Here is a 21,285-nt window from a genome sequence, read left to right as displayed (position 1 = left end):
CCAGCGTTCGTCCTGAGCCAGGATCAAACTCTCCAAACAAAAACCCCCAGGCACGAAAACCCAGGCAGAATTCGAATCAGAAAAATCCGATCACAAACAACAGACACCAAAACTGGCATCCAAAAAAGCCACACCCTAAACGGGAAAAAGAGTGCGGCAACAAACAAAAACCACCAAACACACTATTGAGTTCTCAAACAACAGACCTGCTTTTCCCCCTGTTTTGGGGCAACCACTCCAGTTTACTACACGCTCTGGAGAGGAGTCAAGCCCCGGCTCCGTTCCGGAGTGGTCCGGGCCGCTGGGCTTGAAGAGAACATTACATGCAGATGGCGAAAGCTCCAAAACGCCAGCTGAGAGCCCGATTTCGAGCTAGGGCACGCGCTCGATCTCCGCCCCGAGGGCCACCAGGTTCTCCACGAACAACGGATAACCGCGATCGATGTGGAACACGTCGTGCACCTCGGTGTCGCCGTCGGCGACAAGGCCGGCAAGCACCAGCCCCGCCCCCGCGCGGATGTCGGACGCCCACACCGGGGCACTCGACAGCTGCGGCAACCCCCGCACCACGGCGTGATGACCGTCGGTCCTGGCGTCGGCACCCAGCCGGATCATCTCCTCGACGAAGCGGAACCTCGCCTCGAACACGTTCTCGGTGATCATCGACGTACCGTCCGCCACACATGCCAGGCCGATCGCCATCGGCTGCAAATCCGTCGGGAACCCGGGAAACGGCAAGGTCGCCACGTTGACGGCCTTGGGCCGCTCGTACTGCACGATCCGGAACCCGTCGTCGTGCTGGGTCACCGTCGCGCCGGCGTCGTGCAGCTTGTGCAACACCAGCTGCAGGTGCTGCGGATCCACACCCGTCACCGCGATGTCGCCCTGCGTCATCGCCGCGGCGATCCCCCACGTCGCGGCCACGATGCGGTCGCCGATGACGCGGTGCTCGGTGGGATGGAGCTTGTCGACGCCCGTGATCACCATCGTGTGGGAACCCGCCCCGGTGATCTGCGCACCCATCTGGGTCAACATGTCGCACAGGTCTACGACGTCGGGCTCGCGGGCCGCGTTGTGGATCGTCGTCACTCCGTCGGCAAGGACGGCCGCCATCAGGATGTTCTCGGTGGCCCCGACCGACGGGAACTCGAGTTGGATCTCGGCGCCGTGCAAGTGGTCGGCCTCGGCCACCACGCAGCCGTGCTCGATGTTGCATCGTGCCCCGAGCTGGCGCAGCCCCGCCTGATGCATGTCGAGCGGTCGCGACCCGATCGCGTCACCTCCGGGGAGGGCCACCTTGGCCTTCTTGCAGCGCCCCACCAGCGGACCCAGTACGCACACCGACGCACGGAACTGCCGCACGGCGGCGAAGTCGGCGTCGTACTTCAGCTCGTCGGGAGACGTGATGGTCACCGTCGAGCCGTCGAGTTCGACCGTCGCGCCCAGCCCCCGCAGGACCTCGGCCATCAACGGCACGTCGAGGATGTCAGGACAGTTGGTGATGGTGCTGACACCCTCGGCCAACAACGCTGCAGCCATGAGCTTCAACACGCTGTTCTTGGCACCGCCGACGGCCACTTCCCCCGCCAACCGACAGCCGCCGGTCACCACGAAACGCTCGCTCACGCAGGTCAGTTTAAGCCAGCCGGGTACCGGTCGGAGCCCGTCGAGCCCGTGCACGGCGGTACGGTTCAGCCATGGCAGTGCACCTGACCCGCATCTACACCCGCACCGGCGACGACGGCACGACCGGGCTCAGCGACTTCAGCCGAGTGTCGAAGAACGACCCCCGACTCGAGGCGTACGCCGACTGTGACGAGGCGAACGCCGCCATCGGGGTCGCCGTCGCGATGGGGAATCCGAACGTGCGCGTCGCCCACGTGCTGCGCCACGTCCAGAACGACCTGTTCGATGCCGGCGCCGATCTGTCGACACCGGTGGTGGAGAACCCCGAGTACCCCCCACTGCGCGTACGCCAGGAGTACGTCGATCGCCTCGAGCGGTGGTGCGACGAGTTCAACGCGCCGCTGCCCGCACTGAATTCGTTCATCCTTCCGGGCGGGACGGCGCTCTCGGCGCTGCTGCACGTGGCGCGCACCGTCACCCGGCGCGCCGAGCGCTCGGCGTGGCGCGCGGTGGAACACCACGGCGAATCCGTGAGCGTGCTGCCGGCGAAGTACCTCAACCGGCTGTCCGACCTGCTGTTCATCCTGTCGCGGACGGCGAATCCCGACGGCGACGTGCTGTGGCAGCCCGGCGGACCGACCACCGAGACCGCGGACGACGCCGCCGAGTGATCCTCAGTCGGGCCTGCGGCGCGCGCGGGACGACGGGCGCGACTCGAGCCATGACGTGAACGCCGTCAGCGCGGCACGGTCCAACGCGATCTCATAACCCCGACGCCGCTCCGGGCCGGCGTCACGCAACTCCAGGACCACGATCTCGTGGCTCATGATGTCGAATTCGTCGCCGCGCGGCGAACGCCGGGCGATCACCTCCAAGCCGCGGCGCGGCAGGCGCCGATCCGGCCACCAGCGGAAGCTCGACAGCCGGTAGAACCCGGCCTCGCCCCCGCGGTACCGCATCACCCCGTGCCGCCAGCCGTGTCCGCCCACGGCGGGGACGTCTCGCAAGATCGCCGCGGTCCCACCCACCTGCCGGAGCTTCCACAGCCGGTAGAACAGCGCCGCCACGACCAGCAGGAGCACACCGACGAGCGCGACCATGAACAGCATGGACGCGCTCATCGGCGCCTAGTCGATTTGGCCAAGGGCGCGCAGCCGTGCCCTGCCCCATGCCGCCGTGCGCTCGTCGTCGGACTCGGAGTCCTGCTTCGCCGCGTCGGCGTCGATCTCGTTCTCGAACTGGGCGTTCTCGACGAGGATCCGCACGGCTTCCTCCGTCACCGACAGGAAGCCACCGTCGACCGCGATGCGCAGATCGTCCTCGCCCTCGCGTTCGACCCGGACCATCGCGTCGTCGACCAACTGCGCAACCAAGGGGATGTGCCGCGGCAGGATGCCGATCTCGCCGGCGGTGGTTCGGGTGAACACGAACGTCGCGTCACCCGACCACAGCTCGCGCTCCACCGCGACGATCTCCACGTGCAGTTCGGCCATGTCAGACCATCCCTTCCCGCGCTGCTCGCGTCAGCTCGATCCGGATCACAGCTTGGCGCCGAGGCTCTCGGCCTTCTTCGCCAGATCGTCCAGACCACCGATGAGGAAGAACGCCTGCTCGGGCAGATGATCGAACTCGCCCTTGGTGAGCTTGTCGAACGCCTCGATGGTCTCCTTCAGCGGGACCGTCGAACCCGGCTGGCCGGTGAACTGCTCGGCCGCCATCATGTTCTGGCTCAGGAAGCGCTCGATGCGACGGGCGCGCTGCACCAGCTGCTTGTCCTCTTCGGCGAGTTCGTCGATACCGAGGATCGCGATGATGTCCTGCAGGTCCTTGTAGCGCTGCAGCACGCGGATGACTTCCTGCGCCACCCGGTAGTGCTCGTCGCCCACCACGGCGGGGTCGAGGATCGTCGACGACGACGCCAGCGGATCCACGGCCGGGAAGATGCCCTTCGAGAACACCGTACGAGACAGCTCGGTGGTGGCGTCGAGGTGCGCGAACGTGGTCGCGGGAGCCGGGTCGGTGTAGTCGTCGGCGGGCACGTACACGGCCTGCATCGAGGTGATCGACTTGCCGCGGGTCGAGGTGATGCGCTCCTGCAGCTCACCCATCTCGTCGGCCAGCGTGGGCTGGTAGCCCACGGCCGACGGCATGCGGCCGAGCAGCGTCGACACCTCGGAACCGGCCTGCGTGAACCGGAAGATGTTGTCGATGAACAGCAGCACGTCCTGGCCCTGCTCGTCGCGGAAGAACTCCGCCATGGTCAGCGCCGACAGGGCGACGCGCATACGCGTGCCGGGCGGCTCGTCCATCTGGCCGAACACCAGGGCGGTGTCCTTGAGCACGTTGGCGTCGGCGAGCTCGACCCAGAGGTCGTTGCCCTCACGGGTGCGCTCCCCCACGCCGGCGAACACCGAGGTACCACCGAAGTTGCGGGCGATGCGGTTGATCATCTCCTGGATGAGCACCGTCTTGCCCACGCCGGCACCACCGAACAGCGCGATCTTGCCGCCGCGGACGTACGGGGTCAGCAGGTCCACGACCTTCAGACCGGTCTCGAGCATCTCCGTGCGGGGCTCGAGGTCGGCGAATGCCGGCGGCTTGCGGTGGATCGACCAGTGGTCGAAGTCCTTGCCGTAACCGGGCTCGTCGAGGCAGTCACCGAGCGCGTTGAACACGTGCCCCTTGACGCCGTCACCGACGGGCACCGAGATCGACGCACCGGTGTCGCTCACCTCGACGCCGCGGACCAGACCGTCGGTCGGCTGCATCGAGATGGTGCGCACCAGGTTGTCGCCCAGGTGCTGCGCCACCTCGAGGGTCAGGGTCTTCGCCAGGTCGCCGTAGGTGATGTCGGCGTGCAGGGCGTTGAACAGTTCGGGGACGGAGCCGCGGGGGAACTCCACGTCGACCACGGGGCCCGTGATGCGCACCACGCGACCCGTCGTCGTCTTCTCAGCGGTAGCAGTCATTTCCTCTTCGCTTCCTCAAGGGGCCTGTCTGGTTGTTAGGGCTAGCGGGCGTCGGCGAGAGCGTTTGCGCCGCCGACGATCTCGCTGATTTCCTGGGTGATCTGGGCTTGGCGCTCGCGGTTGGCAGCCAGCGTCAGCGCCTTGATCAGATCGTCGGCGTTGTCGGTGGCCGACTTCATGGCGCGGCGTCGCGACGCCGACTCCGAGGCCGCCGCTTCGAGCAGTGCGGCGTAGACGCGGGTCGCCACGTAGCGCGGCAGCAGCGCGTCGAACAGCGACTCGGCGTTCGGCTCGAACGAGAACAACGTCTGCGGACCGTCTTCCGGCTTCTCGTCCTCGACGTACTCGATCACCATCGGCGCGATCCGGCGGGCGACGGCCGACTGCGACAGCATGGACCGGAACTCGGTGAACACGATATGCAGTTCGTCGACGCCGAGGATGCCGTCGGCACCCGCGTCGTCGCCCTCGTCGTCGACGCCGGACATGAACGCCGACACCAGCGTCTCGGCGATCTCGCGCGCGTTCTCGTACGTCGGGCGCTCCGAGAACCCGGTCCACGACTCCACGACGTCGCGGTTGCGGAAGCTGAAGTAACCCAACGCCTTCCGACCCACCACGTAGAGCTGGGGATCCTTGCCCTCTTCCCGCAGGAGCGAGAAGAGTTCCTCCGACTGGCGCAGCACGTTCGCGTTGTAGGCGCCGCACAGCCCGCGGTCCGAGGACACCACCAGCACGCCGGCGCGCTTCGGGTTCTCCCGCTGCACCAGCAGCGGGTGATCGAGCGCGCTGGCGCTTGCCAACTCGGTGAGCATGCTGGTGATCTCGGTCGAGTAGGGCCGAGCCGCTTCGACTCGGGCCTGCGCCTTGGCGATCCGCGACGTGGCGATCAGCTCCTGGGCCTTGGTGATCTTCTTGATCGACCCGGCGGAACGGATGCGCCCGCGTAGCTCGCGCAGTGTTGCAGCCATCTAGCTCTCCAGACCCCTTCGGTGTCTTACTTCTTCGGCGCCGGCTTGCGGACCTTGACGGATTCCTTCTCGACGTCGGCCTCGTCCATCGCCTCGGCCTCGGCCTCGTTGACGGCGACCGAGCTGCCGTCGCTGGCGGCGAAGCCCTTCTTGAACTCGTTGATCACGTCGGCCAACTTGTCGGCGGTCTCGTCCGACAGCTTCTTGGTCTCGCGGATCTCGGAGAGGATGCCGTCGTGCGACGCCTTGACGTGCTCGAGCAGCTCCGCCTCGAACCGGGCGACGTCCTCGACCGGCACCGAGTCCAGGTGACCCTTGGTGCCGAGGAAGATCGCGACGACCTGGTCCTCGACCGGGTACGGGGTGTACTGCGGCTGCTTCAGCAGCTCGACCAGGCGGGCGCCGCGGTCCAGCTGGGCCTTGGAAGCCGCGTCCAGGTCGGAGGCGAAGGCGGCGAACGCCTCCAGCTCGCGGTACTGGGACAGCTCCAGGCGCAGCGAGCCCGCGACCTCCTTCATGGCCTTGATCTGCGCGGCGCCACCGACGCGCGACACCGACACACCGACGTTGATGGCCGGGCGCACACCCTGGTTGAACAGGTCGGACTCCAGGAAGCACTGGCCGTCGGTGATCGAGATGACGTTGGTGGGGATGAACGCCGAGATGTCGTTGGCCTTGGTCTCGATGATCGGCAGCCCGGTCATCGAACCACCACCCAGCTCGTCGGACAGCTTCGCGCAACGCTCCAGGAGCCGCGAGTGCAGGTAGAACACGTCGCCGGGGAACGCCTCGCGGCCCGGCGGGCGACGCAGCAGCAACGAGATGGCGCGGTAGGCGTCGGCCTGCTTGGACAGGTCGTCGAACACGATGAGGACGTGCTTGCCGTCGTACATCCAGTGCTGGCCGATGGCCGAACCGGTGTAGGGCGCCAGCCACTTGAAGCCGGCGGGATCCGACGCGGGGGCCGCGACGATGGTGGTGTACTCCATGGCGCCGCCCTCTTCGAGAGCGCGCTTCACGGAGGCGATCGTGGTGCCCTTCTGGCCGATCGCGACGTAGACGCAGCGCACCTGCTGCTTCGGGTCGCCGGTCGCCCAGGCCTCACGCTGGTTGAGGATGGTGTCCACGCACACCGCGGTCTTGCCGGTCTTGCGGTCACCGATGATGAGCTGACGCTGACCACGGCCGATCGGGGTCTGGCTGTCGATGGCCTTGATGCCGGTCTGCAGCGGCTCGCCGACGCCCTGGCGTTGCACCACCGACGGGGCCTGCAGCTCCAGCGCGCGACGGGTGTCGCTGGCGATGTCGCCCTGGCCGTCGATCGGCTGGCCGAGCGGGTTGACGACGCGGCCCAGGAAGGCGTCGCCCACCGGCACCGACAGCACCTCGCCCGTGCGCTTGACCTGCTGGCCCTCTTCGATCTTCCCGAACTCGCCGAGGATCACGGCGCCGACGCTGTGCTCGTCGAGGTTCAGTGCCACGCCCAGCACGCCGCCGGGGAACTCGAGGAGTTCCTGCGTCATGACCGAGGGCAGGCCCTGGACGTGAGCGATGCCGTCACCTGCGTCGACGACCGTGCCGATCTCTTCGCGCTCGGTATCGGCGGTGAACGAGGATACGTAGTCCTCGATGGCACCTTCGATGTCAGCAGCGGAGATTGTCAACTCTGCCATGGTTCTTCGTCTTCCTTGCTAATCGGGGTCTTGGGGGTCGGTGCGTGCCGGCTCGCCGCGCGAGCGCTCGTCAGTCCGGCAGTTGCGTCTGAGCGGCTGCCAGGCGGGAGGCGATGGAACCGTCGATCACCTCGTCGCCGACGGCGATCGAGAGACCACCGAGCAGCTCCGCGTCGACGTGCAGTTGCACGGAGACGGGGTGACCGTAGATGCGCGACAGCACGTCGGTGAGCCGCGTCCGCTGCGCCTCCGACAGCTCGGCCGCCGCGGCGACGTGCGCCACGACCTCGTCTCGTCGGGCCACGGCCAGCTCGGCGAGGTCGATGACGGCCTCGTCGGCGCGCTCGCCGCGCAGCAACGCGACGGTCTGGCTCAGCAGGGCCTTGGCGACCACGTTGACGTCGGCGCCGAGCACCTTGTGCAACAGCGCAACTCGGCCGTCGGCGGGCGTGGTGTAGTCGCTGAGCAGCGTGCCCAGCTTCGGCTCGGCGTCCAGCGCCCTGCCGAACTGGAACAGCTGGTCTTCCACGGCGTCGATCTCACCGGTGGTCTCGGCCCGCTTCAGCAGGGCGAGGCGCGCGGTGTGCTCGACGCCATCGATCAGATCGGACTCGGCCGACCACCGCTGCGAAGCCGCGGTGCGCACCAGCTTGAGTGCGGCGTCGCCGATCTTGCCCGACAGCAGTCGGTCGACCAGGGCCACCTTGGCCGCCGCGTTGTCCGACGGCTCGGCCAGGTGCCGGTTGAGTACGGGCTCGGCCACCAGCACCTTGACCACCGATGCCAGGTCGTCGGCCAGGGAGGAGAGCCCGTCGGCGTCGAGACTGCCTGCCGTCGAATCGAATTCCGACGTCAGCGCCGCGAGCGACTCCCGGCTGGAGGCACGCAGTCGAGACGACGCGCCGGTCTCGATGACGAAGCTCGACGGCGCCATCTGGTCCAGCTCGTCGAGGAACCGGTCCACGGTGGCCGCCCTGGCCGCGGGATCGGACACGTGGCTGCGGACCAGGTCGCCCGCCTTCTGCACCGACTCGTCGCCCAGACCCATGCGCAGCTCACGGATGAGCTGCTGGCGCATCAGCTGAACCTGCTGTGCTCCCTGTGCCTTGATCCGCTCGGCCTCGACGCCGGCCTGCTCGGCCAACTGTGCGGCGATGCGCTCGGAGTCCTGACGGGCCTCGTCGGTCACCTTGGCCGACTCGGCCCGGGCGTTCTCGAGCGCCTTTGCGTGCATCGCATCGGCATCGGCGAGCTTGCGGCTGGCCTCTGCGCTCTCGGCCAGTGCCGCCCGCACGGCGTCCTGCTGCTTGCGCATCAGATTCCGCACGGGGGGCACCACCCACTTCACGAGGATGAAGACGATGACGGCAAAGCCGATCAGCTGCCCGATGAAGGTCGACATCTAGCGGCTCCCACCTGATTTCACGTCGACGCCCAAGATCCGGCTGGCGAGCTGCTCGGAAAGGCCGTCGACCGACGACTGCAGTTCAGACCGTGCGGTCGAACCCTGTTGTGACAACTGCTCATCCGCGGCACGGACGGTTTCGGCAACCTCGCCGTTGGCTTCGCTGCGCTTTGCCTCGACGACCTGCCGACCCGCGTTGCGGGCCTCGTCACGGATCGCTGAGGCCTCGCTGCGGGCTCCGGCCATCGCCTCGTCGTAGTCCGCCTGTGCGGCGGCCACCTGCTCGGCCGACTTCCGGTTGTCCGCGGCGGTCTTGGCCAGCATGGCCTCGCGCTCGGCGAGGACCTTGCTGACCGGCGGCACTACCCACTTCGCGATCACGCCGAGCGTGATCAAGAAGATGAGCAGGATGACGAAGAAGGTGCCGTTGGGGATCAGGAAGTTACTGGTCCCGCCACCTTCTTCGGCCGCCAAGAGGGATGTGGTTACGTCACCCATGCCGGTGGATTACTGCAGGCCCGGCGTGGCGAAGACGAACAGCGCCATGAACGCCAGGTTGATGAAGTACGCGGCCTCGACCAGACCGACGGTGATGAAGAACGGCGTGAACAGCCGGCCCTGGGCCTCGGGCTGCCGCGCGATGCCGGAGATCAGCGCATTACCGGCGATGCCGTCACCGATACCGGCGCCGATCGCGCCGCCACCCATGATCAGACCGCCGCCGATCAGCGCGCCCGCCGTGATGATGGCGTTGGGATCCATTCCTTTTCCTCCTTGGTTTCTGGTGGCTCAAACCACCAGGTCTGTTGTCCTACTGGGTCGAGCAGGTCTTCGGTTGTGGGCTAGTGCCCGTCGTGTTCGAGTTCCATCGACTGGCTGAAGTACAGGATGGTCAGCAGCGAGAAGATGAACGCCTGGATCAGGCCGACGAAGAGGTCGAACGTCTTCCAGATGGCGTTGGGCAGCCACTGGATGTACCAGGGGAACATCGCGATGAGCGCGACGAGGATGCCACCGGCGAAGATGTTGCCGAAGAGTCGCAGGGCCAGCGAGATCGGCTTGGCGAGTTCCTCGACGATGTTGATGGGCGCCAGGAACGCGACGTGGCCCTTCACGACCTTGACCGGGTGGCCGACGATGCCGCGGCGCCAGATGCCCGCGGCGTGGTAGCAGATGAACACGAACAGCGCGAGCGCCAGCACGAAGTTGATGTCGGAGGCGGGCGGCTTGTACAGCTCGCCCGCGGCCCCGTCGGAGCCGCCGTACTGCAGCGGCAGCACCGCCAGCCAGTTCGAGATGAGGATGAACGCGAACAGCGCGACGGCCAGGGGAAGGACGAACGGCGCGACCTTCATGCCGATCGAGCCCTCGATCTGCTGGCGCATCTGGATGGTCAGGGCCTCCCAGAACAGCTGGATGCCCGACGGCACGCCCGTCGACGTCACCTTGGCCTTCAGGACGAACGCCAGGGCGATGATGATGACGGCGGTGATCGCGGTGGCGAGGATCGTGTCACCGTTGAACGTCATGCCGAACATCTCGAACACCATCGTGTGGTGTCCGACGTGAATGGCGGCGCCACCTTCCTCGGCGGCGAGGACGGTCTCGGTCATGGTCCCTGTCATGTAGGTCAGCTCAATCCTTCGATTCCGTGTCGAGCACGTCGAGACCCTGGCTGCGGATCTTCCGCAGCACCGGGATGCTGGTACTCATCACCAGCAGGGCCTGGAAGATCGCCAGCCCGAAGAGCACGGCGATGCCCCCGTGGGCCTTGAAGACCAATGCGATGGTCAGCGCGACGGCGGTGATGATCAGCAACCGGGTCGCCGAGTTCACCGCCATCTTCTTCTTGAGTGGGTGGTCCTCGGCGGTGATCGACTCGACCGCCCGCCGCACTAGCAGCGCATTGAGCAGGCCCAGCCCCAGGCCCACGCCGAAGAAGACGCCGAACAGGGCGGTGTCGACGAACGCGGAGGCGACCACCGCGACGGCGGTCAGGGCGAGGCAGACGAGGGAGAGCCGCACCGGACGGAACGCGACGGCCGGGAACACGAACGGCGCGTCTGCCGCTGGCGTGGTCATCGCGTCACCTCGTTCCCGCTGGCACGGAGGGCCGTTCCCTGGGTCGAGAAAATGATCCGGTGCCGTGCCCGACGAGCGTATCGAAGGGCGACGGGCGCGCTGGAATCACCCAAGGGGTAGCTCCCTTATGTCGGTCGTGAGTCGGCGCCGATCGGCTTCGCGGAAGTCGATGGGCCGGGCCGGCAACCCGTGAGGCTTCGGGTTCTGCGAGTAACGTACCACACGGTCAGCAGGCCAAACGAGGGTCTACTACTTTTCGTCGTACAACCCCGCGCCGCACCTAGTCTGCGATGTCGCCGGGAACCTCGCGGCCGCGTTTCAGCAGCGGAATGAGGGTGACGACGATGGCCACGACGATGGCGGCGAGCATCACCGCCCCGGTGTAGCGCGGGTCGAAGAAGATGGTGCTGGCCGCACCGAGCGCGACGATTCCCACCCATAGGTAGATGAGCAGGACGACGCGTCGGTGCGAGTGGCCGATCTGCAGCAACCGATGGTGCAGGTGCATCTTGTCGGGACTGAACGGGCTCTGCCCGGCGCGGGTGCGGCGCACGATGGCCAGCAGCATGTCCAGCGCGGGCACGAACATCACGGCGACCACGAGCAGGAACGGTGACAGCAGCGCGAAGACGTCGCGGGCCCCATAGGCGTTCTGCGAGATGGGTCCGGCCGCGGTGGTCGAGGCCGCCGCGAGCATGAGGCCGATGAGCATGGAGCCGGAGTCGCCCATGAAGATGCGGGCGCGGTGGAAGTTGTGCGGCAGGAAGCCCAGGCACGCGCCCGCGAGCACCACCGAGATCACGGCGGGCGGGTAGAACAGCACGTCTCCCCCGTGGTCGCGCAGCAGCCCGACCGAGAAGATGCAGATGGCCGCCGCCGTGATCAACCCGAGGCCGGCGGCGAGCCCGTCCAGGCCGTCGACGAAGTTCATCGCGTTGACGATGGACACCGTCAGCGCGAGCGTGAGCAGGATCGAGGTCACCTGGTCGAGCACGATGGTGCCGACGCCGCCGATCGGGATGTAGAGCACGCTCCAGGCCACGCCCATGGTGACCAGCACGCTCGCGGCCGTGATCTGGCCGGCGAACTTCGTCAGCGCGTCCAGGCCCCACCGGTCGTCGATGAGCCCGATCGCCATGATCAGCCCGCCGGCGACCACGACGGCGGGCATGCCGGACGAGTACACGAAGCCCCGGGTGAGGGCCGGCAGCTGGGAGGCCAGCAATACGGCGCAGGCGACGCCCACGTACATCGCCAGGCCGCCCATGCGCGGCGTGGGCTGCAGGTGGACGTCGCGCTCTCGCGGATAGGCCACCGCGCCCCACCGGGTGGCGAGCGCGCGCACCCAGCCGGTGGCGAAGTAGGTGATGATGGCGGCGGTCAGGCCGACGAGCGCCAGCTCCCGCAGCGGGACGCCGGCACCGCGATCCGACAGTGCGAGCAGCCCTTCCACTTGGTGCACCGTACTCGACGTTCCTGTGGCCGCCGGTCAGTCGGCGCGCGGCGCCAGCGACTCCGCGTCGACGCCGAGGACCGCGGCGACGGCGGCGGCCGAGACGGGTCCCTCGCGCAGCACCCGCGGGGTGGCCGACGTCAGGTCGACGATGGTCGACGCCGCCTGCTTCGCCGACGTCCCGGCTTCGAGGTACACCTCGACGCGCTCGCCGAGCTGGTCGCGGGCCTCCGCTGCGGTGACCGCCGCGGGACGTCCCGAGACGTTCGCGCTCGACACGGCCATGGGCCCGACCTCGCGCAGCAGGTCGATGGCCACCGGGTGCAGCGGCATCCGCAGCATGACGGTGCCGTTGGCGTCGCCGAGGTCCCACTGCAGTGACGGCGCCTGGCGTACCACCAGGCTCAGCGCGCCTGGCCAGAACGCCCGGATGAGTTCTCGCGCGCTGGCGGGCACCGAGTAGACGAGTCCCTCGATGGTGTGCCACGAGCCGACGAGCACGCCGACCGGCATGTCCCGACCGCGCCCCTTGGCGGCCAGCAGCGCGGCCACGGCGGAGCCGTCGAACGCGTCGGCGCCGATGCCGTACACCGTGTCGGTGGGCATGACCACCAGGCGGCCTCCCTTGACCGCGCTCACCGCAGACGCCAGGCCCGCGGCGCGTTGGTCGGGGTCGGTGCAGTCGAAGAGTTCCGTCACGGTTGCTCCTGCAGCAGGCGCTCGTCGATCACGACGTCTAGCTTCTCACTCCGCCCGGACGGCGGTGACGAACCGGGGTCGCCCGGTGAGGTCGTGGCGCGACGTGACTTCGGTGAACGCCCCGGTGCGCTCGAAGATCGCGACGGTCGCCGCGGCGGTGGTGTCGTCGTGTTCGACGCCGATGCGGCCGGTCCCGGGACGCAGCAGTCGCGCGGCGTTGACCGCCATGGGTCCGATGACGCTCGCTCCGTCGGGACCGCCGAACAGCGCGTGGTGCGGATCGTGATCGGCGACCTCGGGTTCCAGGACGGCACCCTCGGGGATGTAGGGCGGGTTGGCCACGATGAGGTCGACGGCGCCGTCGTACTCGGCGAGCAGGTCGGGCGAGGTGACGTCGGCGGCGACGATGCGCACTCCGGTGCCCGCGGCGTTGCGCCGCGCGTACTCCAACGCGCTGGGCCAGTCGTCGACACCGATGATCGTGGCGGCGGGTGTGAGGCCTGTCGATGGGTGGGCCAGCGCGATGGCCAGGGCACCGGACCCCGTGCACAGGTCGACGATCAGCGGTTGCGACGGAAGTGGTTGTGTCAGCGCCCATTCCAGCAGCGCCTCGGTCTCGGGTCGCGGCACGAACACGCCGGGACCGACGTCGAGTTCGACCGGGCCGAACGCCGCCGAGGCGACGAGGTGCTGCAGCGGGATGCGGCGCGCCCTGGCCGCGACGATCTCGGAGAAGCGCGCCTCGAATCCGGCGTCGGGCACGGTGAGGAACAGCCGGCCGCGGTCGACGCCCGCCACGTGCGCGGCGAGCGACTCGGCATCGTGGCGGGCGCTGTCGATGCCGGCGTCGGCCAGCGTCCGGGTGGCCGACGCCACCCACCGCCGCAGCGCCGTCGCGTCGGGCGTGGTCACGCTTCCTGCAGGCGGGCCTGCTTGTCGGCGGCGGCCAGCGCGTCGAACAGCGGGTCCAGGTCGCCGTCAAGCACCTGGTCGAGGTTGTGCGCCTTGAAGTTGATGCGGTGATCGGCGATGCGGTTCTCGGGGAAGTTGTAGGTGCGGATGCGCTCGCTGCGGTCGACGGTGCGGATCTGGCTCGCCCGGTCGGCGGACGCGTCGGCCTGCGCCTGCTCCTCGGCGAGCGCCTGCAGCCGGGCGGCGAGCACCTGCATGGCGCGGGCCTTGTTCTGCAGCTGCGAGCGCTCGTTCTGGCACGTGACGACGATGTTGGTGGGCAGGTGCGTGATGCGCACGGCGGAGTCGGTGGTGTTGACGCCCTGCCCGCCCTTGCCGGAGGACCGGTAGACGTCGATGCGCAGGTCGGACTCGTCGATCTGCACCTGCTCGACCTCGTCGGGCTCGGGGTAGACCAGGACGCCTGCCGCGGAGGTGTGCACGCGGCCCTGCGATTCGGTGACCGGCACCCGCTGTACGCGGTGCACGCCACCCTCGAACTTCAGCCGCGACCAGACGCCGTCGGCCGAGTCGCCCTTGCTGGCGATGGTGATCGTCGCGTCCTTGTAGCCGCCGAGGTCGGACGTGGTCTCGTCGAGCACGGTCACGGTCCAGCCGTGACGCTCGGCGTAGCGGATGTACATGCGGGCGAGGTCGGCGGCGAACAGCGCGGACTCCTCGCCGCCTTCGCCGGACTTCACCTCGAGGACCACGTCGTCGGCGTCGTGCGGGTCGCGCGGCGCCAGCAGGTCGGTGAGCTGACGGTCGAGTTCGGCGACCCGACTCTCGAGGTCGGGCACCTCCTCGGCGAACGACGCGTCGTCGGCCGCCAGTTCCTTGGCGGCGTCGAGGTCGCCGCGGGCGGCCTCGAGCTTGCGGTAGGTGGCGACGATGGGTGACAGCTGCGCGAAGCGGCGACCGACCCGGCGCGCGGCTGCGGCGTCGGCGTGCAGCGCAGGGTCGGCGAGCTGGCTCTCCAGGCTGGCGTGCTCGTCGAGGAGCACGTCGATCTTGTTGTCACTCATGGAAATGCCTCCGTGCGTCGCGTCCGATGCCAACGAGAACGGCGCCCGTACCCAACGCGGAGCGTCGGGAGCGGGCGCCGTCGTCGGGACTAGCTACCGGAGCCGGCCTTGCGCTTGCCGTAGCGCTTCTCGAACCGGGCCACGCGGCCGCCGGTGTCGAGGATCTTCTGCTTGCCGGTGTAGAAGGGGTGGCACTGCGAGCACACCTCGACCACGATGTGGCCGCTCTCCTTGGTGCTGCGCGTCTGGAACGTGTTGCCGCAACCGCATACGACGGTGGTGTCGGCGTAGCTGGGGTGAATACCCGATTTCATGTGTAGTCCTCTTCGTTGGTTGGTCGCCGGGTCGCCCGTTCCTCCACAGGAGGCGTCGGACGTGAACCGGTACCGAGGGGCGACGGCCCATTATGCCAGGTCAGCCGTCAGAGTCCTAAACGTGCACGGACCGGTCGCTATTCCTGGGCCGTCGCGGGCGACGGGTCAGCGATCCGTGCCGCTGACGGCGGGCTCCCCCGCGACCTGGAATGCCCTGCCGTGCCGCGTCCACACCACCCCGCCCGCCGGGTCGGCGCCCATCGCGATCAGCTCGCGTTTGAGGATCTTGTTGGTCGCGGTGCTGGGCAGATCGTCGGCCACCCACACGTGCCGGGGCCACGCCTTCGGGGACAGGTCGGGCTGGTCCGCGAGGAACGCGGCGAACTCCTCCGGCGTCACCGTGGCGTCGTCACGCAGGACGAGCGCCGCCATCACCTGGTCGCCGACGAGGTCGTCGGGGACCGGGTACACCGCGACGCGACTGACCGCGGCCAGCCGCAGCAGGATGCGTTCGATGGGCGCCGTGGTCATGTTCTCGCCGTCGACGCGCATCCAGTCGGCGGTGCGGCCCGCGAGGTAGATCCACCCGTCGGCGTCGCGGTAGGCGAGGTCGCCCGACCAGTACATGCCGTGGCGCAGCCGCTGGTCGGTCGCGCCCTGGTCGTTGTAGTAGCCCCGGAACAGGCCGCTGCCGGAGGTGTTGACCAACTCCCCGGTGGCGGCGTCGGCGTTCAGCAGTGCCCCCTGCCCGTCGAACCGCGCGATCTCGCATTCGGTGACGGTCTCCGGGTCGTAGATCGCCACGCCGGGGAAACCCTTGCCGATGGACCCCGGCGGAGTGTCGTCGGGACGCGTGATGATGACGGCGGTCTCGGTGGAGCCGAAGCCGTCCCAGACCGCGCAGCCGAAGCGCCTGCCGAACTCCTCGATGTCACGGTCGGTGGCCTCGTTGCCGAACGCGATGCGCAAGGGGTTCTCGGCGTCGTCGGGCTGCTCCGGGGTGGCCAGGACGTAGGCGAGTGGCTTGCCGACGTAGTTCATGTAGGTGACGCCGTACCGGCGCACGTCGGGCAGGAACCGCGACGCCGAGAAGGTGGCGGGAACCATGGCCGCCCCGGCGTTGAGGGCCACGCTCCACCCCGCGTAGACGGCGTTCGAGTGGAACAGCGGCATGGCGAGGTAACAGACGTCGGAGGCGTCGAGGCCGTACCGCTGCACCAGCGCGGTACCGGCGAACAGCACCATGGCGTGCGGTACCTCGACGGCCTTGGGTTCACCGCTGGTGCCCGAGGTGAAGATCAGCATGAACGTGTCGTCGGGCACGACCTCGCGATGGGGCACGAGCTGCGGCGCGGCGCTGGTGCGGGCGTGCCAGTCGGCCTGCGAGACGTCCACGACCTCGACTCCGGGCAGCTCGACTCCCCGCAGCAGTCCGCGATGTTCGCCGTCGGTGAGCAGCAACTGGCAGTCGACGCGGGCGACGTCGCGGGCCAGCGCCTCGCCCCGGCGAGTGGTGTTCACCCCGCACAGCACGTACCCGCCGAGCGCCGCGGCGGCGAGTGCGGTGAGCATGTCGGGGCCGTTGCCCAGCAATGCGCCGACGTGCAGCGGGCGGCCGGGATCGGCCGCCGCGATCACCGCCGCGGCCTGCGCCCGCGCCTGCGCGACGTGCTCGCGCCACGTCCACGTGCGGTCGCCGTACCTGATGGCGACGCCGTCGTCGGCCGCGCGACTGCGCATCAGGCTCTGCAGCGTGTCGGTCATCCATGCCCTTTCGGCAGTGAACACGATTCCGAATGTGTCCACCATTGTCGGGTCGTGACCCCCGCCCCGTCCGGCCATTGGCAGAATGCATGGACCCGCTCCCCCGCAGCTCGAAGAGGATCGTTGACCGACACTTCCGTGACCGTGGCCCCCTCCGGCACCCCGACGGTTCGTGACCGTCTGATCGATGCCGCCGAGGTGTGTCTGCGCGCCAAGGGAATCCGCGCCACGACGGTCTCGGAGGTGGCCGAGGTCGCCGCGGTGTCCCGCGGCTGGCTGTACCGCCACTTCCCCGACAAGGCGACCCTGCTGGGCGCGGCCCTGGTTCGACTCAACGACGCGTACTGGTCGGATTCGCACGCGTTGCTCGGTCAGGTACGGGGACTGGACCGCCAGATCGCGGCGGGGGTGAGTCACGCGCGCACCGCATACGACGATCCGGGGGCGCTGCTGATGAAGCTGCGCACCGAGGAGCCCGAGGAGTTCGCGTTGTGTGCGGGGGCGGGCGTGTCCGGCCTGGTGCCCGATCTCGCCGACTTCTGGCGGCGTTACGTCGTCGCGGCGCGCGACGCCGGCGAGGTGCACCCCGACATCGTGGTCGACGAGGCATCGGAGTGGGTGGCGCGGGCCATCCTGTCGTTGACCACGGTGCCGGGTCGCCAGCTCGACGTCAACGATCCCGAGGCCGTCCTCTCCCACGTGCGGCGCTACGTGATGACGGCGCTGCGCGCCGATCCCGCGGTCTGACCGCCCGCCCCCTGACACCGAAAGGGCCCTGCCTCCGTGGAGACAGGGCCCTTTCGCGGTGCTCAGAACGTGGCGTTCGGGGCCTAGTCGTTGTCCATGCTGGCCGGCGTGGTCTTGGAGACCTGAACCAGGAACTCGTAGTTGTTCTTGGTCTTGCGCAGCTGGCTCATGAGCAGGTCGATGGCCTGATGGCTGTCCAGGCCACTGAGCACGCGCCGCAGCTTGTGCACGATGGCGAACTCGTCGGCCCCGAGCAGCAGCTCGTCCTTGCGGGTGCCCGACGGGTTGACGTCCACGGCCGGGAACACGCGACGCTCCGCGATCTTGCGGTCGAGCTTGAGTTCGGCGTTGCCGGTGCCCTTGAACTCCTCGAAGATCACGGTGTCACCGGTGGACCCGGTCTCCACCATCGCCGTGGCGATGATGGTCAGCGACCCGCCGTGCTCGATGTTGCGCGCCGCGCCGAGGAACCGCTTGGGCGGGTAGAGCGCGGTCGAGTCGACACCGCCGGACAGGATGCGACCCGACGCCGGCGACGCGTTGTTGTACGCGCGGCCGAGGCGGGTGATCGAGTCGAGCAGCACGACGACGTCCTTGCCCTGCTCCACCAGGCGCTTGGCCCGCTCGATGGCGAGTTCGGCGGCCTGGGTGTGGTCTGACGGCGGCCGGTCGAAGGTGGAGGCGATGACCTCACCCACGACGGAGCGCTGCATGTCCGTGACCTCTTCGGGACGCTCGTCGACGAGGACGACCATCAGGTGGCACTCGGGGTTGTTCTTCGTGATCGCGTTCGCGATGTCCTGCATGATCGTGGTCTTGCCCGCCTTGGGCGGGGACACGATAAGGGCGCGCTGGCCCTTGCCGATCGGCATGATCAGGTCGATCACGCGCGTGGTGAGCCGCTCCGGCGTGGTCTCGAGGCGCAGGCGCTGATTCGGGTACAGCGGCGTCAGCTTGCCGAACTCGGGACGCTTCTTGGCGTCCTCCACCGAGCCACCGTTGACGCTGTCGAGGCGCACCAGCGGATTGAACTTCTGCCGCGGGTTGTTGCCGCCGGTGCTCTCGCCCTCGCGGGGCACGCGCACCGCACCGGTGACGGCGTCACCGCGGCGCAGCCCGTTCTTGCGGACCATGTTCATCGACACGTAGACGTCGTTGGGTCCGGCCAGGTAGCCCGACGTGCGGACGAAGGCGTAGTTGTCGAGGACGTCGAGGATGCCGGCGACGGGCTGGACCACGTCGTCGTCGCGCAGTTCGGTGTCGCCGCCCTCGCCGCCGCCGCCACCGCGCTCGCGGCGCCTGCGGTCGCGGAACCGCCGACCGCGACGACCGCCGCGGCCCTCGTCGTCATCGTCGTCGTTGTTGTTCGACCGGTTCTCGTTGTTCCGGTTCTCGTTGTTCCGGGTCTCGCCGCCGCGGTTGCCACCGTCGTTGCGGTTCTCGTTGTTGCCCCGGTTCTCGTTGTTGCCCCGGTTCTCGTTGTTGCCCCGGTTCTCGTTGTTGCCCCGGTCGTCGTTGTTGGACCGGTTGTTGTTGCGGTCGTTGTTGTTGCGGTTGCGATTCCCGCCCGCGGTGTCGTCCTGGTCGGCCTTCTCGGCGCGGTTGCCCTCGCCGCGGTTGTCGCCGCCCCGGTCGTTGTTGTTGCGGTCGTCGTTGTTGGACCGATTGTTGTTGCGGTTCTCGCGGTTGCGTCGACGGGAGCCGCCTTCGTCACCGGCGCTCTTGGTGTCGTCGCCGGCCTCCACGGGGGCGGCCGATTCGCCGGCGTCGGCCTTGGCCGGCGCCTGTGCCTTCTCGGCCTTGGGCGCGGAGGCGGGCTTGTCGGACTGCTCCGGCTTGTCGGGGGCCTTGTCGGGGGCAGCGTCGGTCGCGACCTCGGTCGCCGGCTGCGTGGTGGGCGCCTCGGCGGCGGCGCTGGGCGCACCCGTCTGGCGGGAGGCGCTGCGGCGCTCGCGTCGCGGCGGGGCCTGCACCGAGGCCTCGGCGGCCGTCTCGTTGGGCTGTTCCTTGACCGACTCTGCGGCCTGAACGGCCTGCCCAGCGGGCTCGTCGGCGGTTGGGGACGCCCCGTTGGTCTCGCCGCGGTGTGCCCGGATGGCGGCGATCAGATCGCTCTTGCGCATGCCGGAGGACGTCTTGACGCCGAGCTGGCTGGCCAGGGCACGCAGGTCCGGCAGCACCATCGCGGTCAGTGAGCCACCCTTGCCGGACGACGCGGCGTTCGAGCCGCTCTCGGCGGAGTTCGTGGGGGGCGTGGTCACGGCGTTCGGCGCGGCGACGTCGTCGCTCGAGCCCTCAGCCGTGAAGAGGTCCGTATCAGTCACGGATTTCCTTTCCTTACCCTCGCTCATCTGGTCGTACGAGGGTTGTTCGCAGTCAGCCGATCCGCTGAATGTCGAGGTCCCACCGCCGCATCGGCAACGGTGATCGCGTGGATTCGCCGTCGTGCGGCGAACCGTCAGTACACGGGTTGAACACCAAAGAAAAGAGTGGTCGTCCTAGTGTCGGCGCAGGCACAGACGCTGCGATTGCTGGACGATTGCGAGGATAACTCGCATCCGAGTGGGAAGCAAGAATGCCGCCACCGCGCGTCTGGCACCCTGCGCCGTCGACGTCACGCGCTCCTCGGGTCGATCAGCGCGAGACGTCGGCGCCGGTCGTCCAGCGCACACGCTCTCCCACGGCCATCTCCTGGACGGTGAACCCGTGCGCGGCGCCGAACTCCAGGGCCTCGGCCGGCAGTTCCGGCTCGGTACTCAGTGCGATAACCGCTGGTCCGGCCCCGGACAGCACCGCTGCCACCCCACAACGCCGCAGGATCTCGATGTATTCCGCAGAGGCCGGCATGGCGGGTCCGCGCTGGGACTGGTGCAGCCGGTCGGCGGTCGCGGCCATCAACAGGTCCGGCCGTTCGGTGAGCGCGACGACCAACAGGGCGGCGCGGCTCAGGTTGAAGCGGGCATCGACGTGGCTGACGGTGTCCGGCAGCAGGATGCGGGTCTCGGCAGTCGACGACCGCACCTGCGGGATGGCCGGGAACAGGTGCACGTCGGAGTGCAGCCGCAGCGGCGCCGCCGCGTAGGTGGCCAGCGGCCCCTCCCCCTCGGTCCAGGACACCACGGCCCCGCCGAGCACGGCCGCCGATGCGTTGTCCGGATGACCCTCGAACTCCGAGGACAGTTGCACCAGGCGGTCGTCGGTCAACACGGGCGAATCAGTCTGCGCCACAAGGCCGTTGGCGACGGCCAAACCGCCCACGACGGCCGCGGCGGACGATCCCAACCCACGCGAGTGCGGAATGGCGTTGCGACAGCGGATGTTCAAGCCGGCAGCGCCGAAGCCGGCCGCGGTGAGGCCGGCGTCGATGGCACGTACCACGAGATGGGACGCGTCCAGGGGAACCTGGCCGGCGCCCTCCCCTTCGACGTGGATCGTCAGCCCAAAATCCGCAGTGGTGACCTCGATCTCGTCGTACAGGCCCAACGCCAACCCGAGGCTGTCGAAGCCGGGACCCAGGTTGGCGCTCGACGCCGCGACCACCGCGGTAGTGCTCAGGCCGGCCGGGAGCACCTGCGTCACGGCAGCCGCCCTTCCACCATCGTCAAC

At 68.6% G+C, this 21,285-nt stretch carries 21 protein-coding genes; 2 read left to right on the top strand and 19 right to left on the bottom strand.

The annotated features are described in order from the left end of the window. Positions 1–372: 372 nt before the first annotated feature. Positions 373–1,626: a UDP-N-acetylglucosamine 1-carboxyvinyltransferase gene (gene murA / locus AC30CM_RS21165; protein ID WP_490118875.1), complete on the bottom strand. Its 1,254-nt coding sequence runs from the start codon at positions 1,624–1,626 to the stop codon at positions 373–375. Positions 1,627–1,697: 71 nt separating this feature from the next. Here murA and AC30CM_RS21160 point away from each other — a divergent pair, with 71 nt between their 5' ends. Continuing rightward, a complete protein-coding gene (locus AC30CM_RS21160; RefSeq protein ID WP_490118874.1) occupies positions 1,698–2,297 on the top strand; it encodes a cob(I)yrinic acid a,c-diamide adenosyltransferase in 600 nt (199 codons plus the stop codon). 3 nt (positions 2,298–2,300) lie between these two features. On the opposite strand, the gene AC30CM_RS21155 is transcribed toward AC30CM_RS21160, so the two are convergent. The 16 genes from AC30CM_RS21155 to fadD1 all read right to left on the bottom strand — a co-directional run bounded on the left by AC30CM_RS21155 (position 2,301) and on the right by fadD1 (position 16,932). Continuing rightward, complete coding sequence (locus AC30CM_RS21155) at positions 2,301–2,747, bottom strand: DUF2550 domain-containing protein (RefSeq protein WP_490118873.1); 447 nt, start codon at positions 2,745–2,747, stop codon at positions 2,301–2,303. A 6-nt stretch (positions 2,748–2,753) separates the two neighbouring features. After that, positions 2,754–3,119 carry a F0F1 ATP synthase subunit epsilon gene (locus tag AC30CM_RS21150; RefSeq protein ID WP_490118872.1) on the bottom strand — a complete coding sequence of 122 codons (366 nt, stop codon included), beginning with the start codon at positions 3,117–3,119 and terminating at the stop codon, positions 2,754–2,756. 45 nt (positions 3,120–3,164) lie between these two features. After that, complete coding sequence (gene atpD, locus AC30CM_RS21145) at positions 3,165–4,595, bottom strand: F0F1 ATP synthase subunit beta (RefSeq protein WP_490118871.1); 1,431 nt, start codon at positions 4,593–4,595, stop codon at positions 3,165–3,167. A 41-nt stretch (positions 4,596–4,636) separates the two neighbouring features. Further along, entirely contained in the window at positions 4,637–5,566 is a 930-nt protein-coding gene (locus AC30CM_RS21140) for a F0F1 ATP synthase subunit gamma (RefSeq protein WP_490118870.1), read from the bottom strand. A gap of 26 nt (positions 5,567–5,592) precedes the next feature. Then, complete coding sequence (atpA, locus tag AC30CM_RS21135; protein ID WP_490118869.1) at positions 5,593–7,239, bottom strand: F0F1 ATP synthase subunit alpha; 1,647 nt, start codon at positions 7,237–7,239, stop codon at positions 5,593–5,595. A gap of 70 nt (positions 7,240–7,309) precedes the next feature. Next, positions 7,310–8,641, bottom strand: a complete 1,332-nt coding sequence (locus AC30CM_RS21130; RefSeq protein ID WP_490118868.1) for a F0F1 ATP synthase subunit B/delta — start codon at positions 8,639–8,641, stop codon at positions 7,310–7,312. Further along, positions 8,642–9,142 (bottom strand): F0F1 ATP synthase subunit B, encoded by a 501-nt coding sequence (locus AC30CM_RS21125; RefSeq protein ID WP_490118867.1) that lies wholly within the window; start codon positions 9,140–9,142, stop codon positions 8,642–8,644. It lies immediately after the preceding gene. Between the two features lie 9 nt (positions 9,143–9,151). Beyond that, positions 9,152–9,406, bottom strand: coding sequence for a F0F1 ATP synthase subunit C (locus tag AC30CM_RS21120; protein ID WP_163924093.1), 255 nt, complete (start codon positions 9,404–9,406; stop codon positions 9,152–9,154). Positions 9,407–9,486: 80 nt separating this feature from the next. After that, a complete protein-coding gene (gene atpB / locus AC30CM_RS21115; RefSeq protein WP_490118866.1) occupies positions 9,487–10,257 on the bottom strand; it encodes a F0F1 ATP synthase subunit A in 771 nt (256 codons plus the stop codon). A gap of 22 nt (positions 10,258–10,279) precedes the next feature. Beyond that, positions 10,280–10,726, bottom strand: coding sequence for an ATP synthase subunit I (locus AC30CM_RS21110; RefSeq protein WP_490118865.1), 447 nt, complete (start codon positions 10,724–10,726; stop codon positions 10,280–10,282). Between the two features lie 280 nt (positions 10,727–11,006). After that, a complete protein-coding gene (locus AC30CM_RS21105; protein WP_490118864.1) occupies positions 11,007–12,188 on the bottom strand; it encodes a glycosyltransferase family 4 protein in 1,182 nt (393 codons plus the stop codon). A gap of 27 nt (positions 12,189–12,215) precedes the next feature. Further along, entirely contained in the window at positions 12,216–12,878 is a 663-nt protein-coding gene (locus tag AC30CM_RS21100; RefSeq protein WP_490118863.1) for an L-threonylcarbamoyladenylate synthase, read from the bottom strand. Positions 12,879–12,923: 45 nt separating this feature from the next. Beyond that, a complete protein-coding gene (prmC, locus tag AC30CM_RS21095; protein ID WP_490118862.1) occupies positions 12,924–13,790 on the bottom strand; it encodes a peptide chain release factor N(5)-glutamine methyltransferase in 867 nt (288 codons plus the stop codon). After that, positions 13,787–14,854, bottom strand: coding sequence for a peptide chain release factor 1 (gene prfA, locus AC30CM_RS21090; protein ID WP_490118861.1), 1,068 nt, complete (start codon positions 14,852–14,854; stop codon positions 13,787–13,789). Before prfA ends, prmC begins: the two co-directional genes overlap by 4 nt. Positions 14,855–14,943: 89 nt before the next feature. After that, positions 14,944–15,168: a 50S ribosomal protein L31 gene (gene rpmE, locus AC30CM_RS21085; RefSeq protein ID WP_490118860.1), complete on the bottom strand. Its 225-nt coding sequence runs from the start codon at positions 15,166–15,168 to the stop codon at positions 14,944–14,946. Between the two features lie 165 nt (positions 15,169–15,333). Continuing rightward, positions 15,334–16,932, bottom strand: a complete 1,599-nt coding sequence (fadD1, locus tag AC30CM_RS21080; protein ID WP_490118877.1) for a fatty-acid--CoA ligase FadD1 — start codon at positions 16,930–16,932, stop codon at positions 15,334–15,336. 123 nt (positions 16,933–17,055) lie between these two features. Here fadD1 and AC30CM_RS21075 point away from each other — a divergent pair, with 123 nt between their 5' ends. Further along, complete coding sequence (locus AC30CM_RS21075; RefSeq protein ID WP_490118859.1) at positions 17,056–17,679, top strand: TetR/AcrR family transcriptional regulator; 624 nt, start codon at positions 17,056–17,058, stop codon at positions 17,677–17,679. An 83-nt stretch (positions 17,680–17,762) separates the two neighbouring features. Here AC30CM_RS21075 and rho read toward each other — a convergent pair whose 3' ends face one another. After that, entirely contained in the window at positions 17,763–19,862 is a 2,100-nt protein-coding gene (rho, locus tag AC30CM_RS21070; RefSeq protein WP_490118876.1) for a transcription termination factor Rho, read from the bottom strand. 451 nt (positions 19,863–20,313) lie between these two features. Then, the gene (thrB, locus tag AC30CM_RS21065) at positions 20,314–21,258 is read right to left on the bottom strand and encodes a homoserine kinase (protein ID WP_490118858.1); all 945 of its coding nucleotides are present in this window, start codon (positions 21,256–21,258) and stop codon (positions 20,314–20,316) included. Positions 21,259–21,285: the final 27 nt, after the last annotated feature.

The organism is Mycobacterium sp. DHQP2018-32-09 (assembly GCF_058148405.1).
Note: the sequence above shows the minus strand (reverse complement) of the source record. Positions and strands in the feature narration are given on the sequence as shown.